Origin of the sequence: Paraburkholderia kururiensis (genome assembly GCF_034424375.1) — a bacterium.
GTDB classification, from domain to species: domain Bacteria; phylum Pseudomonadota; class Gammaproteobacteria; order Burkholderiales; family Burkholderiaceae; genus Paraburkholderia; species Paraburkholderia kururiensis_A.
Window position 1 is genome coordinate 3,389,177 of record NZ_CP139965.1, and the last position, 16,956, is coordinate 3,406,132.

Genomic DNA, 16,956 nt, shown 5'->3' on the forward strand with positions numbered 1-16,956 from the left:
CGACTTGGTTTGATCGTTAGTTGTATATACAGCAGACAAGCTATCGTACGGCAGTTACACGATAAGTCAGGAGCGTTCCGCTGCGGCCCAAGCAGCAAAATAAAGCGCAGAGGCAAAGTCATTCGTGACCGTAACGCCGGCCCCGCCGATTGGCACGCCTGTTGCCCGCACGCCGCCTTCGCGCAAAACCACAATTGGCGTACCGGCCGCTTTCGCACGCTGTACCTGTGTGATGGTCTCATCGCCAAGACCATCGGCAAGTACAAGTACGGCTGCGGCGTTCGTCTTGACGGTACCATCCAACGCCGGGCTGGTGACATCCACGCCGAGCTCGCGGAGTACGAACCGCGCTTCTTCCATGGTGTAGCGTTGCCCAATGGTGTCGGCCGCCCCCTCGATCAAGACCGTGCCTGGCGCCGCAGATTTCACCGGCACCAGATTACGATGCGCATTATCCGCCAAAGGTAACTGGACGGCGCCACAGTAGGCCGCGACCGATCGCGAGGCAATATCAGCGGCGTCCACCGCTGGCAATCTCGCTTCGGCCCAATGATGCGCAAAGATTGCGCTAAACACGTCTCCGGTACCGATCTTGAACACGCGCGGCGAGCGGTACGCCGGGATATATGCGGCCCGACCGCCCCGCTCAAAGACCATCGCACCACGAACCCCACCTTTGACAACAATGACTGCAGCGCTTTGGCGCTCCATGAGACGCGAAGCAGCCGAGCTAAGATCGTCCAATCCCGCTGCGGATTGAAGCTCACGTTCGTTGAGGACAATCGCCAACTCATCCGCGATTGACCCGTTCGCACCAAATGGAGCTGGGTCTCGCCAAGTCTGTGGATCGTAGACGGCTCGGCACGCATTGATGACGGCATCTCCTTCGAGAAATCCGAAGCGCAGCACGGCATCGCCACTGACTTCGATTGTTTGCTGACGCGTAATCTCATCGAGTGGCGGTTGGATGTGTGGTCGAGACAGCGGATGAAAGTATGCAAAAACAATGGCAGTCGGACGCCTGCTTAGGCGCACCTCGATCCCCTGTTCTTTTAGCGAAGTTGCATCTAAGCTTTCGAAGCCTTCCGCATAGGTGTGGAGGGTGCTGCCCGGGGAAAGCACGGAGACTGCAGCGGCAGCACGAACACCGGACCCAAAAACGGCATCCCAAGCGGGCACGTGACATAGTTCGCGATAAAGCCCGCCGACTATCTGCATATACCCCTCCAATATGAGCACCGCGGGTATTATTGCGTACCATCGCCTTAGAGTCCATCGGCACTTTTTCACTGACTGGCGTTTGTTTTGAGGCCGACCGAACATGGCCTTCCCATGCCATTGGCTTCTCTATCGCTATCGAATTTGAAAAAATCTTGCTGCTGGGTCAGGGAGATGGGGCACCGGAGGCCAACTTCGACGAACTACTGCTCTACCAACACATCAGGATTGCGGGAAATCTCCATCGCCCAAGCTGAGAACGACATCTCGGAGCGTTTGAGTCTTGCCGGGAGCGAACAGGTTCTGTCCCGACAAAATCGGATAGGTTCGCAGAATAAGTCGCATCCAAAAGTATCTGGAACGAAGCGGTAATCGGCCACCGCCGGCCAAGCCAGCCAGAATGTTCCTTACCTGCACCAAACTGTAAGACACTCCGAACTCGGCTGCGATCATTCGAGCTACGCGCGCGAGCGTCCAGGGTGCAGCATATTCGGTTCCATACTCGAGTATGTAGCTATTGATCAGCATCCTGGCGAGCACATTCTTCTTCTCTTCGCTTAAACCGCCCGGACGTCCCAGTGGCCTCCTACGCCACGCCTCCTCGTCAGGGTATTCTTCCCTCAGCTTCGCCCAGCGGGATACAGTTTGCCGACTTACCGCCAGCTCACGCGCGACGTCAGCCTGAGACACCCCTTCTTCGAGCAAGGTCATCGCCACCCGCCTTCGCTCACTCAGCTCATCGAAGTTCCGCCTAGTCTCTTTCTCCAACATATCGTTCCTTCTCCGACACACTTGTCACCTACTATATTAAATCGCGTTGGTGCACAAAGTTATTTAGCCCACACGACTCCGAGGCGATGCTATATCGTTTTCAACATTGAAAACTTCCATGTTAAACGACTCAAATGGCTCTGACCACGCTGGAGATCACCCGTGCCTCGCCCGGGGGTAAGCCGCTGAAACTGCCCGACGGCAACGGCCTATACCTGTACGTCACCAAGACTACGAAGTCCTGGAGAACCGACTACCGGATTGCTGGTCGCCGGGGCACCGTCGTCCACGGCCAGTACCCAGCCATGACTCTCTCCCAAGCTCGGGCGCGCAACCGGGAAGCGAAGCAACTACTCGCCACCGGCGTTGACCCAGCTACGCACAAGCGCCTCGAGAAACTTGCCCTCCAAGCATCGTTCGGTGACACGTTCGAAGCCACCGCAAAACACTGGTACGACAGCAAGAGTGAGCTGCGCTCGAAGCCTTGGCGTGAAGCACATAGCCTGTATCTGCGGCGCGACCTGAATCCGAACATCGGTAACGTGCCGCTCGATCAAATCGATGCCCACGCGCTACTCAATGTGCTTGAAGCCGTTCGTCGCGAACGTGGCGTCAAGACTGCCGAGCGCGTTCGGCAAACGGCAGTACAGGTATTCGACCACGCACGGCGGAAACTGAAGGTAGAGGTGAATCCCGCTCGTGTCCTGCAAGGATGGACTGACATTCCCGCTCAGATCAGCCACGCACCACTGCGGGAGCATGAGATTCCTGAATTCGTTGAGCGCCTTGACGCCGATACCGGGGCTGCGGCGACAAAGCTCAGCATTCTCCTCATGTTGCTCACGTTCGTGCGCAAGAACGAGATTGTGCAAGCCCGTTGGGACGAGTTCGATCTCGACAATGCCGTGTGGGTAATCCCAGCCGAACGGATGAAGATGCGTGATCCCCACGTCGTGCCGCTGAGTCGGCAAGCGCTATCAGCACTGGAGCAGTTGAAGCCGCTTTCATTCGCCTCGGCCTATCTGTTCCCAAGCCTTGGCAGCAACCTGAAGCCGATGGGCATGTCGACTCCTAACGTCGTGTTCGAGCGCATGGGCTATGGCAGCCGGTTCACGCCACACGGGATCAGAGCAACGGCAAGTACCTGGCTGAACAATCGCGGCGTGCGCGCTGATGTGATCGAGCGCCAACTCGCTCATGTGGAGCGCAACCGCGTGCGAGCGGCCTACAATCGCGCCGACTATTGGCCGGAGCGGGTGGCCGCGATGCAGTTATGGGCCGATTTTGTATTGCCTGATCAGGCGACGGCCGGCGGCACGCTGTCCGTGCCGCTCCCCCAAAACGAAGAAATCGAACAATGACGGACCGACCATGAACACCAAAGATACCTACGCCTTCGACCCAAACGTATTCGCGCTTGACGAAATCGAAAAGGAATTCGGAGCCGACGATACCGCATGGCAGTTCCTCAAGTGGAATCCGGAGTACCAAGCGGCTTTCCGTGAACTCAGCCAGAAGGAAAGCAGTCCGTCAGAACTTGAGGCTATCGTCAGCCACGTCAAAACGCCATATCCCGGGATGGTTGCGTGCGCCCATGACAACACCTGTCGCGAACGATTCGGCATTAGCGCATGGCTGAATCCAGACAGCGAACACCTTCCCGAATTGAAGAACGATGGCGATTCGTGGTTCTTTCCGCTCAGGCGCGTCGAACAGCAGGACAGCGCACAGGTACTGAGACAACGAGGGCAATTGCCGGAGAAACTCGAATACTACCCTTGGCTAACTTTTCGCGAGACCCCTTTCGGATACGACTCGGTAAGCGTGCCACACCCCAACCTCAACCGGGCGGTAGGACGAAAGAAGAAAGCCCACGAACCCAGACTACTTCACGTTGCCTTCGATTGCAGCATACCCGTTGAAGGACAACTAACAGCGTTCGAAGCCCTCGCCCACAAGCATCGTGAATTCTGGAACGGACGGATCTGTTCAACGACGGCACCGACGGCCATCGTTGAATCGGTAGAGTGGAGCGGCATCTTTCGGGCCGACGATTTCGCCAATCGCGACTGGGCCAGAACGGCCGTGATCGACGTGCTCGGTCCCATCAAGAAGCAGATAAACCTGTGTCGCGAAAAGCTCACTGCGACATATAAGGATCTCGACAAAGAAAGTCAAAAACGGCGTATGAAGCACCCCGGCCTCAACGAGCCCGACATGATCCGGCATTTTGGCGAGCGATTTCCAATGCCCAAGCCGTCACGAGACAGCGAGCCTGCGCTTAGCAGCAATCGTTATCTGAAAGCGCTTTTGCGAATTGCCGAGCACCTGCCGACCGACGCGTTCGCCCCCGATCGCATCATCAAAGACTATAAGGGATTAGGCAACGTGATCGCGAAAGAGATTGGCATATCACGGGACGACGCGACTGCTCCTCAATGGATGGAAGACTTTGAGGCAGGCATGCACCGCACGCATCTGCGCCGCGCGAAATATCTCGTGAACCACTTCTATGGATGGCTTGTTCACGCTGAGGTATCCCTATCTGGCCACATGAAGAAGACGAAACGCTAGCGTTCTACCCACTCCCCGTCCTCATCACCCCCGTACTTAGCCCCGTCTGTGCATTTGGTACAGACGGGCTAACGTCCATCCTCGTCCATCGCGGACCCTCTCATCTGCCGAGCCACTCGCGTACGGCGGCCGCGAACAGTCGCACCCCTATTCAATACCTGCTCACATGGCGCGCCGCCTTACCATACGCATATCACCACGTCAAATCATGAACTTGGCTCCAAAAAAGGCGACCGAAACCGGACCAGCGAGTTGATGATTCGCCTAGCCGAAGCATGCCCCGGAAAATCCATTCCGTTCACTCCTGAACAGACTTGAATCGACAAACGGAGCCTTCCATGACTCAAAAAACCCTCCTCTCAACTGGGGCGGCGGAGAAAGCCACGCAGGCACTCTCGCCGATTGCGCAAATTCGCCGCGGGCGGCGATCCCAGTCGGCCGATACGAGCGACAGCGCCCACAGTTCCGTGACCACAGATTCCCCGTCGATCGCAAACGCTAGCGCCAATATCGCCTACGTCAGGAGCAGCCCGCTTCTGGATAAGCTGATTGCGCAGGTACGCTCCTGCTCTCACGATCGCCTTATGAAGGAACGCGAGGTGCTGCCGATGATTGGCCGATCAAAGGCAGCGATGCGTCGCGACGTTTCCCTCGGTCTTTTCCCCAAACAAGTCAAAACGGGGACCAAGTCCAGTGCCTGGCGTGAATCGGAGGTCATGGGATGGATCGAGGCTGCGACGATCCTCTCGCGCGTTGCCGCCCCCGGCTTCGGCATGAAAGACTTCGTCGCCGCACTGGACGCTCGCATCAACGTGGAGGTGAACGCATGAACGCGATTGCCTTTCATCCGGCCGCCGACGGTGCAGATGTCGGCGAATGGCTTATGCGCGACACGGCCGCCTTTTCGGAAAGGGCCAACACCATCTGGCAAAACAGTTCCGCACCTGAAGGAGATCACCCCTACCGGCGCAAATATGGCCTTGGCGAAGATTTGGTCTGGGTATATGGCAAGCCGGGATTCGTGAACGGCGAGGACATTCAGAATGCCGTTGTCGTTCCGTATTTCAAAGGCTCAACAAACGAGATCATTTCGCTCCGATTCATCGTGACGAACGAGGATGGCGATGAGCGCGACATCTGGCTACGAGGCGACTCAGAGTACGTCGGTGCCTATGCACGCTTTGGCGCATGCAAAACGGATACGGTGTTGGTGACGTGGAGCTTTTCCGACGGCGCGTCGCTGTTCGCGGCCACCCCCTATTGCGTCGCGGTACCCGAAAATCCCGCCTGCGTTGGAATTGTCGCTGCAACGCTGGCGAGTGCGCACCGGACCACCCGCGTCGTCGTGTGTAGCGACGAGGTTTCGCGCACCGCAGCCGAAGTGGCAGCACGCATGATCGGCGCACCACTGGTAACCCCGAGTGCCGATAATGGATCGTACCGCTACGAGAGTTTCGTCCACCTCCATCAACAAATGGGAGCAGATGCATTGTGTGTGCTCGTCGATAGTGCGGACGTACCGAAGTCTAATGTGTCGACCGATGGTGCTCCTACTGACATTGCACCGTGGCCTCTCGAATCGCCCGACATCAACGAACTCGTGGCGACCGTGAAACAAACGGTTCGCCGATTCTCCGTGCTGACCGATGTCCAGTCGTTCGTTGTCGCCCTCTGGATTATCGTCTCTCATGTCATGGACCTGATGCCGTTCTCGCCGATCCTTGGCCTGTACTCGCCGACCAAGGGCTGCGGCAAGACGACCGTGCTCGGCGTGCTGCGCCTTCTCGTCTATCGGCCCATAGTCGCCGCCAACCTGACGCCCGCGTACCTGTACCACATCATCGCGCGCTGGATGCCGACGATGTTAATCGACGAGGGCGACACCTTTGTACATAAGAACAGCGACCTGACCGGCATCATCAACTCTGGTCACACTCGCATCAGCGGGTTCGTCGGGAAAATGAACAACGGTCAGCCAAAGACCCATCCAGTATTCTGCGGAAAGGTCTTAGCGATGATCGGACGACCACCCGCCACGATCTACCACCGTAGCATCCCGATCCATCTGCGTCGCAAGCTGTCCAATGAAACCGTCGAACCGCTCTACTACGCAAACGAGGCTGAGTTCGCGCAGCTGAAATCAAAAATCGTGCGGTGGGCTATCGATAACAGATCTGCAATCGAAAAAGCGCGTCCGCCACGACTGCGTGTCGCGGACAGTCGTATGGCCGACAACTTCGTACCATTGCTCTCGGTTGCAAGTCTCGGCGGCGAGGAATTACTGGACAGAGTGTTGATTTGCACGGAAACCTGACCCGGCCAGGGCAGTAATTTGCATCGAATATTGACCCACGTAGAACACTGACCTGCTCGGCAACGGGCAGGGGAACGGAGTGATCGACGTGGCTATATTGAGCATCATCCGACGCTGGCACTTTCGCGATCAGGTCTCGTTGCGCGAGATTTCCAGACGGCTGGGCGTGTCCAGAAACACGGTCAGGCGTTACATCCGGGCCGGCACGGTTCTGCCGGCCTATCCCGAGCGCCACAGCCCCAGCAAACTCGACGGGTTTGCCGCGAAGCTCGCAGGCTGGCTCAAGACCGAGGCGAACCGGCCGCGCAAGCAGCGCAGGACGCTCAGGCAGATACACGCGGATCTGTGCGCGCTTGGCTTCACGGGCTCCTATGACCGCGTGGCGGCGTTTGCCCGGCGGTGGCGGCAGGAACAGCACGAGCAGGCGAAGACCACGGGACGCGGAACGTTTGTGCCGCTGCGCTTTGCCCCTGGCGAGGCATTCCAGTTCGACTGGAGCGAGGACTGGGCGGTGATCAACGGCGAGCGTGTCAAGCTGCAGGTCGCGCAGCTCAAGCTCAGCCACAGCCGGGCCTTCTTCCTGCGCGCCTACCTGCTGCAGACCCACGAGATGCTGTTCGATGCGCATCATCATGCGTTCGTCGCCTGGGGCGGCATTCCACGCCGCGGCATCTACGACAACATGAAGACTGCCGTTGACCGGGTGCGTCCCGGCAAGGTGCGCGAGGTCAACGCGCGCTTCAGCGCGATGGTGAGCCACTACCTGTTTGATGCCGAGTTCTGTAACGTGGCCTCGGGCTGGGAGAAAGGGCAGATCGAGAAGAATGTCCAGGACAGCCGCCACCGCCTCTGGCAGAAGGTGCCGGCGTTCGGTTCACTGGATGCGCTGAACGACTGGCTGGCCGACCAGTGCGTACTGCTGTGGCAGCAGACGCGGCACCCGGAGCAGGACATGACGGTCTGGGATGCGTGGTCGGCCGAGCGGCCCCACCTGATGCCGGTGGGCCAGCCGTTCGATGGCTTCGTCGAACATGTCAAACGCGTTTCGCCCACCTGCCTGGTGAACTTCGAACGCAACCGCTACAGCGTGCCGGCGTCGTTCGCCAACCGGCCCATCAGCCTGCGTGTGTATGCCGCAAGGCTGGTGTTCGTTGCCGAGGGGCAGGTGATCGCCGAGCACGGGCGGCGTATCAACCGCAGCCATGACCGCGGCGAGACGGTCTACGACTGGCGTCACTACCTGGCCGTCCTGCAGCGCAAACCGGGCGCACTGCGCAATGGCGCACCGTTCGCCGAGTTTCCGGAGGCCTTGCGCAGGCTGCAGGGCGTGCTGCTCAGGCACCCGGGCGGCGACCGCGAGATGGTCGAGATCCTGGCGCTGGTGCTGCTGCACGACGAACAGATGGTGCTCACCGCAGTTGAGCGGGCGCTTGAGGCGGGTGTGCCGAACAAGCAGACGGTACTGAACATCCTCAGCCGCCTGCTCGACAGCCCGCCTGTGCCGCCGCTGCAGACGCCGCAGGCCTTCGCACTGAAGGTCGAGCCACAGGCCAACGTCGGCCGCTACGACCGCCTGCGTGGCCGGGAGGACAGCCATGCAGCCTGAGGCCATGATGCAGATGCTCAAGTCACTGAAGCTGCACGGCATGGCCCAGGCGCTGGGCGAACTCGCAGCGCAGGACTCGCCGGCGTACAAGGCGGCTTCGCTGGTGCTGGCCGGGCTGCTCAAGGCGGAGATTGCCGAGCGCGAAGTGCGTTCCCTCGCGTACCAGATGAAGGTGGCACGCTTCCCGGCGTACCGCGACATGGGCGGGTTCGACTTCAGCTGCAGCGATGCCGACGAGGCGCTGGTGCGCCAGCTGTACCAGTGCGACTTCATCGACTCGGCGCACAACATCGTGCTGGTGGGTGGGCCCGGTACGGGCAAGACCCATCTGGCAACGGCCATCGGTGTGCAGGCGCTCGAACATCATCGCCGCCGCGTGCGCTTCTTCTCCACCATCGAACTGGTCAACGCCCTCGAGCAGGAGAAGCTGGGCGGCAAGCCCGGGCAACTGGCCACACGGCTCATGTATGCCGACCTCGTGGTGCTGGACGAACTCGGCTACCTGCCGTTCAGCCAGACCGGCGGGGCGCTGCTGTTCCATCTGCTCAGCAAGCTCTACGAGCGCACCAGCATCATCATCACCACCAACCTGAGCTTCGCCGAATGGGCCAGTGTGTTTGGCGATGCAAAGATGACCACCGCGCTGCTCGACCGGCTCACACACCACTGCCACATTGTAGAAACAGGCAACGATAGCTATCGTTTCAGAAACAGCACAACACAGCCAAAGAAGGAGCGAAAGAAGACCCAGATACCCACCGCATAACCCGCAAGGCTGGTCCAAGGGGTGGGTCAGAATTCAATGCAAATCGTGGGTCAGGCTTCCGTGCAAATCAACACCACGTGATTTGCGCGCTCGCCTGTGAGATACTTTCCGGCGATTTCACACAAGGAGACCATATGGCTGTCGTAAAACTGGGTGTCGCAGAGATTGACATCGGCAAAGTCGATCATAGCCTCACCGTCTGGAGCACAAAGAAAACGAAGATCGGGCAATTGAATTTCAGTAAAGGCTCGGTTGAATGGTGGCCGAAAGGGAATAAGGTCAATGCCCACACATATACATGGGCTCAATTCGCCAAGGCATTGGAATCAGCTTCTGACGCGAAGCGCGTGGTTGCACCCGCTGAACCGCGCACGAAGAAAGCTCCAGCAACCAAGGCTGGGCCTACTGCAAAGAATAAGGCGAGTAAACCAAGCTTGACTCGTAAGCGTGCCCCCTGAGCATCCATTATACGCAGACGGTGCAGCGAGCGCCTGAAACGCTCGCACTTTGAAGCGGTATTTTCCATATATCAGGCACTTGACGGCAACCATGTAGTTGCCGTCAAGTGCAGATCCAATTCACGATATTGACAAAGTTGTTTGGCTCATTGCCGATTAACAGCTATTGATAAAATACATTATCAATAGCAGCCGTGCGCCGCGGCTCGCTTCGGCATTCAGCTACCGTCAAAGATCCGATTTCACCGCTGATTTGCGCGCACGGCCTTCCCGGCCCTTCTCCGGAGATAACCGTGCCGAACAGACTGACCCACGTCGCACACACCGACAGACGACAACTGACTGCCGCCGAATTCCACCAGCTCGGGAACGTGCCGCCTGAGGCCGAATGGTTCGCCAACCTTGACAACCCACGCACACGCCGCGCGTACCAAATCGATCTGCGCGACTTCATGGCCTTCACCGGCATCGCGCAGGCAGACGAGTTTCGTACCGTCACGCGCGCGCATGTGCTCGCATGGCGCAAGCGTCTCGAAGCTCGTCAGCTGTCCGGCGCGACGATCCGGCGCAAACTCGCCGCGTTGTCCTCATTGTTCGATTACCTGTGTGAACGCAACGCGGTCCTGCTGAATCCCGTCGCCGGCGTGAAGAGGCCCCGAGGTAATAGCAACGAAGGCAAGACGCCTGCGCTTGGCGACCACCAGGCCCGCGCGCTGCTCGGCGCGCCAGATCCAGATACGTTGAAAGGCAAGCGCGACCGTGCGATGCTCGCCGTGCTGCTCTATCACGGCCTGCGTCGCGAGGAACTGTGTTTGCTGAAGGTGCGCGACATCCACGATCGGCGCGGCGTGCCGCATCTGCGCATTCACGGCAAGGGAAACAAGCTGCGGCATGTGCCGTTGCACCCGGCCAGCGCAGAGCGGCTGCACACATACCTCGAATCGGCAGGGCATGGCGCATCGCCCGAATCGCCACTGTTCCAGCCGATACGACCAACCGGTTCCGCAATGACGGGCGACGGCGTGTACAAATGCGTCCGGAGATACGCGACGCTGGCAGGCATCGCCATAGACAGCCTCGGCGTCCACGGGCTGCGTGCGACGGCCGCAACGAACGCGCTCGAACATGAGGCCGACATCGCGAAGGTTCAGGAATGGCTCGGGCACGCGAACATCGCCACGACCCGGCTCTATGACCGGCGCCAGAGTCGCCCCGAAGATTCGCCAACGTTCAAGGTGACGTACTGATCTCGCCGCCGGACAACCCGCAGCAAACCTCTGACCTGCGTATCTCTACGCCCAGTTACCAGGCTGCCCAAGGCCTTTCAAATGTCTCGTCGCGAGCCCGGTCTCGTGTGGTTTCCGACGCCTGGTCTCGATCGCTTCCCGAAGCAACCCGTCTGTCCTGATTTGGATAAACGACGGCAACGAAGGATCGTCACAAGTATCGAGCTGACCTATCGTCCTGTCCGATATGTTTTCCTGGGGGCAGGCACTCCCGCAGGAGTGCCACTGCACACAGCACATTGCCTACTGCTGGACCGTCGCGCCCTTCAGCAGCCCTGCCGTGAAGTCGGCCGCGGCCTTCTCCAGCGCGAGCGCCTGCAACTGCTGCCGGATCGTCTCCTTCACGGCGTCGAACGCCGGCACCTGCGTTGGCCGCTTCGCATCGAGTTTTACGATCAGCCTCGTGCTACCGACCGGAATCGACTCGGGCGTCACGCCGCCCGCCGGCAACTGCGTGATGGCTTGCGCAACGGGTAGCGGCAAGCCCTGCGTCCTGCCCTCCGTAACGGGCGTCTTGAAGCTCACCCACGGCAGCTCGCCGCCATTCGCCTTGCTCGGCGCCACGCTGTACTGCTGGGCGAGTACGTCAAAGCGCTTGCCCGCCTTCAGCTCGCTGAGCACGGTCGCCGCAGTCATCGCGTCAGGCACCGCGATCACGCGCGGCTTGTACTCGTTCTTGCCCAGCGACGCCACGATCTGGTCGTAACGCGCCTTCACCTGCTCATCGGTCACCGGCGCGGCATGGATGCTGTCCTTCAGGTACAGCTGTGTTTCGGCATTGGTCTTTGCCGCTTCGATCGCCTGCTGGACTTCCGGCTTCGAACCGTAGCCCGCCTTCTCCGCGTTCTGACGGAACAGCTCGCGCGCGATCAGTTGCTGTTTGAGCGCCTGGCGCAGTTGGGGCGTGTCGGGCTGGTGCGCCACCTGGGCCGCGACGCGCACGGCTTCATCGAGCTGCGACTGCGGGATCGCCACGCCATTGACGGTGGCCACCGTGCCCACCGGCAGCACAGCGGCGGGGGCAGACGCGGTCTGCGCCATTGCGGGTACAGCGACGCCGGCCGCAAGCATGAGGACGGCAGCCGCCGTGATCCGCAGGGAGATTCTATTCATCGTTGTGCCTTCAGTAGGTCCAGTTGAGTGTTCCAAGAACGAGGGTCGCCTTCGGCCCGAGGACGGCCGGCTGCGTGAGTGCGCGTCCGGCAAGCAGCTCGCCCGACAGCATCTGTTTATGCCATTGCCACTGCGCGCGCAGGCCCGCGCCTACCCCCACCAGCGACGGGAAACCCGGCACGGCAACCAGGTTCGCCTTGCCCGCATCGAGAAACACGTAGGGTTCGACGCGGCCATCGTGCCACGCGGGCGTATTCACCCACGCGAGTTCGTTGCGCGACCAGATGCCCCGGTCGCCCGCGATCTCGCCCGAGCGGAAGCCGCGGATCGTATCCATGCCGCCCAGGTACAGCTGCTCCGAGCCGAACAGCGCCACGTTCGTGTACTGGCCGCCCAGCGCGCCACGGTACGCCAGCTGCACCCGCGCGATGGACGGCAGCGGCAGCGTATACGTGGCCGTCATGTCGAACTTCGTGAACTGGCTGTGCGCATCGGTGCGCGCGATGCCGTGCGCGTCGTGGTCGGCCTCCAGCCACGGCAGGCCCTGCGATACGCCGCCATCGAGCGTGACGTTGCCCGCCGACCCGTTGAGCGCGAACCTGTGCAGCCAGTTTGCGCCCGTGCGCAGCACGGCAATCCGCTGCGGGTTCAGGTCGATGCTCCCGTTCAGCTCGCGGTCCGTGCGCCGCCACGACAGCGTCGCATCGAGGTTCACGATGTCGGCCTGCGAGCGCAGCAGCGTGTAGTTCCAGCCGAGGATGTGGCTCAGCGTGCGGCCCCACAGCAGCGCGGTGGTACCCACTACCTGCTGGTATTCCGAGTCCGACAGCGTGTAGCTGAAGGTATGTCGCCCGAACGGGATGGCGAGCGACCCCACCAGCGCATTGCTGTCCAGGCTGTCGATGAAGTTCAGGCTCAGCGATTCCTGCAGGCCGATCAGGTTGTCCGCCTCGACACCGGCGCGGTAGCGTGTCACGCCCGTCGTGGAACTGCCGTAGTTGTCGACACCCAGGCTGTAGTAGAGCCGGTCGCCGGACCGGTTGCCGACCGCCACCACCGACTCGCCGGGGCTCTGGCCCGGCAGGATCTGCACCTCGGCCTGGTTGCGGCGCAGCCGGTTGATCTGTGAGACGCCCTGGTCGATGTCCTCCAGCCGCAGTGCGTCGCCAGGTGCCGCGGGGAAGGCGTTTTCGTAGCCGGCGTCGGTCAGCCAGCCGCCTCCGGCCGCCTTTTCGTCCTTCTTCAGGCGGTACACCGGCTCGCCGTTCACCCTGAAGCCGCCGATGCGGCCCACCTGGACCGTCACCGTGAGCGTGCCCGAGCCCAGGTTCTGCGGACCGAGCAGCGCGCGCGTGGTGACGTAGCCTTCGGCGACGAAGGCATCGGTCAGGCGTTTCAGCAGCACGTTGACGCGGTGCGAGCCCAGCGCGTGGCCGGTGAACGGCGCGACGATGGCGTCGAGCTTCGCGCGCGGCACGCCGGGCAGCGGCGTGTACGGGCGGCCATCCGGTTCCGCGAGCACGATGCGGCTGACCGGAAACGTGGGGCCGGTCTCCACGATCTGGTCGACCGGGGTATCGGGCGGGATGTCGAGCGTCGTCTCCGGCGCCTGCGGCGCCACCGAGATCGACGCGGGCGGCTGGGCGAGCTGGCGCTGGCGCGCCTGTTCGCGCTGCTCGTCGATCAGCTGCTGGCCGGGGTCCTGGATGGGCCGCGGCGCCGTGCCGGGCGGCAGCGCCGGCGGAGCCGCAGGCGGCGTCTGCGCGAACGCCGGCAGCGCCACGAACAGGATGGGCAGCGCAGCCAGCGTCACCTGCAGGATCAGGGACCGGTTCTGCCGGTCACGCGCGCGCACGGCCAGCATCAGTATCCGATCCACGTCGTCAGTCCCAGGTGCTGGCCGATCTGCACCGGCGTGCGCGACGGCGCGCGCACCGTCGTGATGGTGCCTGTGGCGGACACGCCCTTCAGCGCGCTGATCGAGCCACCGTCGATGATCGCGTCGCCCGTCAGGTACACGGCGCCGTTTGCAGCGAACCCGCCCCCGACGTCGGCCGCGATGATCTGCGCCCACGTGCTGCCGAAGAACGCCTTGAAGCCGCGCTGCTGGCTGATCGCCGAGTAGCCCGTCACGCCCTGCGCGTAGGTGACGGGTGCCGTGACGTCGATGTCGCCCTGCGCGAACACGTTGCCGCCGATGTTGCGCGCGACGCTGCCCGCGGTGATCGCGATGTTGCTGCCTGACTGGATCGTGCCGCCATACGGCTGCACCGTGCTCGATGCACTCGCGTGGCAGAAGATCCAGCAGCCTCGCGAGTAGCTCGCCTGGCCCGAGAACACGGCGGCGTTGGTGAAGGCGTCGTCGGCGTGGATCGTGATGTCGCCGCCGTTCGACTGGATGATGCCGCCCGAGTTGGTGACGTTGTGCCCGGAGATCGTGACGGGCCCCGCCGTCGAGGCGATGTACGCCAGCTGCGACGGCTCGGTCACGCTGCCGTAATCGACGTCAAAGCCGCTCGTGGTGTGGGTCAGGAACAGGAAGCTGCCGCCCTGGTGCGAGTACGCGACGGGCTGTCCACCATTGGTGCCGCCCGTGTGGTCGATGATGTTGAGCACATCGCCCTGCGCGGCGAGCGTCGCACCCTGGTTGGAGAGGATGCGGGCGTTGTCGTTGACGATGTCGCCCTGGGCGGCGAGCTGCGCATCGCCGTTCGCGGCAAAGACGATGCCGAGGTTGTCATGGGTCGAGCGGTTCGTGATGCTGCCGCCCGCGGTGAGCGTGACGTTGCCACCCGTGGCCGTACCGTCCGCCGCGACACCACCGGCCTGGACCACGCTGCCGGTGTTCGAGATGTCGCCTGTGGCGGTGAGGCCGACTGATCCTGCGGCTGCGGCCAGGGTCGACGGTCCGGTCGCATCGTCGGAAAGCGTGATCGTCCCCGCCTTTACCGTGACGCTGTTCGCCGCGGTCATCTGCCCGCCCTGCAGCGAAACGGTGCCGGGTGTGGTGATGGCGACGTCGTGTTCGGCCCGGATGGAGCCGTCTACCGTGGTGATGTCGCCGGTGCCTGAGACCACCACGTCGCCCGCGCTCGCGTACAGTTTCCCGAGGTTGCGCACGCCTGCGCCCTGGTCCGTCACGATGAGCTGCACACGGCCGCCCGTGAGGCCGCCGGCGGCCGTGATGTCGACGGCAAGCCCCGAGGCCGTGCTGCCAGGAGTGGTGGTGCCGATGAGCCAGTCGTGGCCGTTGTCCGAAGGCGAGAAGCCCGTATCCCACGCGGTCGTGCTGCTGCCGATGGTGGCGCGCACGCCGCCCGCCGAGCTGGTGAAGTCGTTCGTGACCGGACCGTTGACCGCGAGGCGCTTCGCCACGAGATCCAGGTTCACGAGCGTGCCGGACAGGCCGCCGGGACCGATCGTGATGGTGCCGCCGCTGGTGGCGAGCACAACGTTGCGCTGGATGTTGCCGGGCGAGAGCGTGAGGTCGCTGAAGCTCACCTGCCCCGTCGACAGCACCACGTGGCCGGCGTTCACGAAGCTGCCGCCATCGACGGTAATGCCGTTGGGGTTCGCCAGGATCACGTTCGCACGCGGGCCCAGCACGGCGATCGCCCCCTGGATGAGCGAGGGGTTCGTGCTCGTCACCTCGTTGACGATCGTGCGGGCGTTGATGCCGGTGTTGTTCAGGTCGGCGCCGGCGGACGAGACGTTGAACGACGAATAGGTGTTGTGCGAGACGCCGCCTGTGGCGGGAGCAATGGCAACCGTCTGGTAGCCGTTGGCGGCCGTGCTCACCGAAGTTGCGGTGCCGCCGTCGGCGACGATGCCGGCGGCCTGTGCGATGCCCGTTAGGCACATTGCTCCGGCCCACAGCGAGGCCACTCCCCGGACGTGAAGGACGCCTCCCTTTGGCACCGCTCCCGGTTGTTTATTCTTTTTCATCTGCAATTATCTGCGTAACAAGCTGCCACGGCTTTCGCGGGTAGCGCCACAGTTCATTTCGAATATGGCGTGTGGTCACCGTCACCTACCGATCCGCACTCAACTCAAAGGTCGGCACCGCGAATACGTCTCCAATCGGACCTCGTTCCAAGCGATCATAGCCTTGGCCTGACAAGAAGAATGCATCATGTCTGAGATGTTCCTTAAAGAGCTGGCGAGAAACCTGCAATCCGACGCTGTCTTCTATGGCGTCTCCGATTCGTTCGGTTAACTGCACATACACCATTTCCGGACCCAATTTCTCTACGACATACGCCGGAGCTGTTAAAAGGCGTTCCATTCCAAAAAAACGTACATATGCAGGACCGAAGACGGTTCCCCAGAAAACGTCTGGAAGCCAGTGTCGCAAAAGATGCGTCACGACCATAAATCGCTCGCCATAAGGGGCAGACCCACTCTCGACCGCAAACTCTCTGTAACCTGGCGTCAGCGTATCAACAAGTGCAAAGTCTGCATTCGATCGAACACTCGCATTCTTTAAGTAAGCGACAAGACATTCCTGCTTGACCTGCCCTAATTCCACTGTAAAGCTAATATTGGAATGGGTATCTAAAACTTTTGGCGACCTACTACACCACCGAACTGCGAACGAGCCTTCAGCCTTTGGCCGCTTCTTACGTTGCCAATAAATAGTTTCGCAGTGTCCGCCTTCCGGGACAAGCTTCTGGACGTCATGACTATCAAAATCACGATCAAGCGGCTCCCACCACCCCCATTTTTCAGGATTAATTTTTGGAAGCGACTCCTGGAATGTTCGAACCGCATCCACGAAATCCATTGAATTAACAAGAGACAATGGACTCAACACATTGACACACGTCGGCATATTGAATTTCACGTGGCAC

General features: G+C 61.2%; 14 protein-coding genes. 8 read left to right on the forward strand and 6 right to left on the reverse strand.

The features are described from left to right. Positions 1 to 66 precede the first annotated feature (66 nt). A complete protein-coding gene (locus U0042_RS15055) occupies positions 67 to 1,218 on the reverse strand; it encodes a PfkB family carbohydrate kinase (RefSeq protein ID WP_114810379.1) in 1,152 nt (383 codons plus the stop codon). A 222-nt stretch (positions 1,219 to 1,440) separates the two neighbouring features. Then, positions 1,441 to 1,989 carry a helix-turn-helix domain-containing protein gene (locus U0042_RS15060; RefSeq protein WP_114810100.1) on the reverse strand — a complete coding sequence of 183 codons (549 nt, stop codon included), beginning with the start codon at positions 1,987 to 1,989 and terminating at the stop codon, positions 1,441 to 1,443. A gap of 134 nt (positions 1,990 to 2,123) precedes the next feature. On the opposite strand from U0042_RS15060, the gene U0042_RS15065 reads away from it, so the two are divergent. The 8 genes from U0042_RS15065 to U0042_RS15100 all read left to right on the forward strand — a co-directional run bounded on the left by U0042_RS15065 (position 2,124) and on the right by U0042_RS15100 (position 10,954). Next, the gene (locus U0042_RS15065; protein ID WP_114810099.1) at positions 2,124 to 3,350 is read left to right on the forward strand and encodes a tyrosine-type recombinase/integrase; all 1,227 of its coding nucleotides are present in this window, start codon (positions 2,124 to 2,126) and stop codon (positions 3,348 to 3,350) included. A gap of 10 nt (positions 3,351 to 3,360) precedes the next feature. Then, positions 3,361 to 4,563, forward strand: coding sequence for a hypothetical protein (locus tag U0042_RS15070; RefSeq protein WP_114810098.1), 1,203 nt, complete (start codon positions 3,361 to 3,363; stop codon positions 4,561 to 4,563). 338 nt (positions 4,564 to 4,901) lie between these two features. Beyond that, the gene (locus U0042_RS15075; RefSeq protein WP_114810097.1) at positions 4,902 to 5,393 is read left to right on the forward strand and encodes a helix-turn-helix transcriptional regulator; all 492 of its coding nucleotides are present in this window, start codon (positions 4,902 to 4,904) and stop codon (positions 5,391 to 5,393) included. Continuing rightward, complete coding sequence (locus U0042_RS15080) at positions 5,390 to 6,877, forward strand: DUF3631 domain-containing protein (RefSeq protein WP_157977794.1); 1,488 nt, start codon at positions 5,390 to 5,392, stop codon at positions 6,875 to 6,877. The genes U0042_RS15075 and U0042_RS15080 overlap by 4 nt, the downstream gene beginning before the upstream one ends. Before the next feature lie 79 nt (positions 6,878 to 6,956). Then, positions 6,957 to 8,483: an IS21 family transposase gene (istA, locus tag U0042_RS15085; protein WP_327204975.1), complete on the forward strand. Its 1,527-nt coding sequence runs from the start codon at positions 6,957 to 6,959 to the stop codon at positions 8,481 to 8,483. Further along, positions 8,473 to 9,249, forward strand: coding sequence for an IS21-like element helper ATPase IstB (gene istB / locus U0042_RS15090; RefSeq protein ID WP_327204976.1), 777 nt, complete (start codon positions 8,473 to 8,475; stop codon positions 9,247 to 9,249). The genes istA and istB overlap by 11 nt, the downstream gene beginning before the upstream one ends. A gap of 134 nt (positions 9,250 to 9,383) precedes the next feature. Further along, positions 9,384 to 9,707 (forward strand): hypothetical protein, encoded by a 324-nt coding sequence (locus U0042_RS15095; RefSeq protein WP_157977928.1) that lies wholly within the window; start codon positions 9,384 to 9,386, stop codon positions 9,705 to 9,707. Between the two features lie 293 nt (positions 9,708 to 10,000). After that, positions 10,001 to 10,954 carry a tyrosine-type recombinase/integrase gene (locus tag U0042_RS15100; protein ID WP_232833638.1) on the forward strand — a complete coding sequence of 318 codons (954 nt, stop codon included), beginning with the start codon at positions 10,001 to 10,003 and terminating at the stop codon, positions 10,952 to 10,954. Between the two features lie 282 nt (positions 10,955 to 11,236). Here U0042_RS15100 and U0042_RS15105 read toward each other — a convergent pair whose 3' ends face one another. The 4 genes from U0042_RS15105 to U0042_RS15120 form a co-directional block, all read right to left on the reverse strand. After that, positions 11,237 to 12,064, reverse strand: a complete 828-nt coding sequence (locus U0042_RS15105) for a peptidyl-prolyl cis-trans isomerase (protein ID WP_419150528.1) — start codon at positions 12,062 to 12,064, stop codon at positions 11,237 to 11,239. A gap of 52 nt (positions 12,065 to 12,116) precedes the next feature. Then, positions 12,117 to 13,889, reverse strand: a complete 1,773-nt coding sequence (locus U0042_RS15110) for a ShlB/FhaC/HecB family hemolysin secretion/activation protein (RefSeq protein ID WP_419150529.1) — start codon at positions 13,887 to 13,889, stop codon at positions 12,117 to 12,119. 80 nt (positions 13,890 to 13,969) lie between these two features. Next, on the reverse strand, positions 13,970 to 15,967 hold the full coding sequence (locus U0042_RS15115) for a filamentous hemagglutinin N-terminal domain-containing protein (protein WP_114815275.1): 1,998 nt from the start codon (positions 15,965 to 15,967) through the stop codon (positions 13,970 to 13,972). A gap of 169 nt (positions 15,968 to 16,136) precedes the next feature. Continuing rightward, entirely contained in the window at positions 16,137 to 16,949 is an 813-nt protein-coding gene (locus tag U0042_RS15120; protein WP_157977929.1) for a hypothetical protein, read from the reverse strand. Positions 16,950 to 16,956: the final 7 nt, after the last annotated feature.

What these genes read in the sequence shown, in the direction of transcription:
- U0042_RS15055 (WP_114810379.1), bottom strand. Translation starts at nt 1,218, where the DNA reads ATGCAGATAGTCGGCGGGCTTTATCGCGAACTATGTCACGTGCCCGCT.
- U0042_RS15060 (WP_114810100.1), bottom strand. Translation starts at nt 1,989, where the DNA reads ATGTTGGAGAAAGAGACTAGGCGGAACTTCGATGAGCTGAGTGAGCGA.
- U0042_RS15065 (WP_114810099.1), top strand. Translation starts at nt 2,124, where the DNA reads ATGGCTCTGACCACGCTGGAGATCACCCGTGCCTCGCCCGGGGGTAAG.
- U0042_RS15070 (WP_114810098.1), top strand. Translation starts at nt 3,361, where the DNA reads ATGAACACCAAAGATACCTACGCCTTCGACCCAAACGTATTCGCGCTT.
- U0042_RS15075 (WP_114810097.1), top strand. Translation starts at nt 4,902, where the DNA reads ATGACTCAAAAAACCCTCCTCTCAACTGGGGCGGCGGAGAAAGCCACG.
- U0042_RS15080 (WP_157977794.1), top strand. Translation starts at nt 5,390, where the DNA reads ATGAACGCGATTGCCTTTCATCCGGCCGCCGACGGTGCAGATGTCGGC.
- istB (WP_327204976.1), top strand. Translation starts at nt 8,473, where the DNA reads ATGCAGCCTGAGGCCATGATGCAGATGCTCAAGTCACTGAAGCTGCAC.
- U0042_RS15095 (WP_157977928.1), top strand. Translation starts at nt 9,384, where the DNA reads ATGGCTGTCGTAAAACTGGGTGTCGCAGAGATTGACATCGGCAAAGTC.
- U0042_RS15105 (WP_419150528.1), bottom strand. Translation starts at nt 12,064, where the DNA reads ATGCTTGCGGCCGGCGTCGCTGTACCCGCAATGGCGCAGACCGCGTCT.
- U0042_RS15115 (WP_114815275.1), bottom strand. Translation starts at nt 15,967, where the DNA reads ATGTGCCTAACGGGCATCGCACAGGCCGCCGGCATCGTCGCCGACGGC.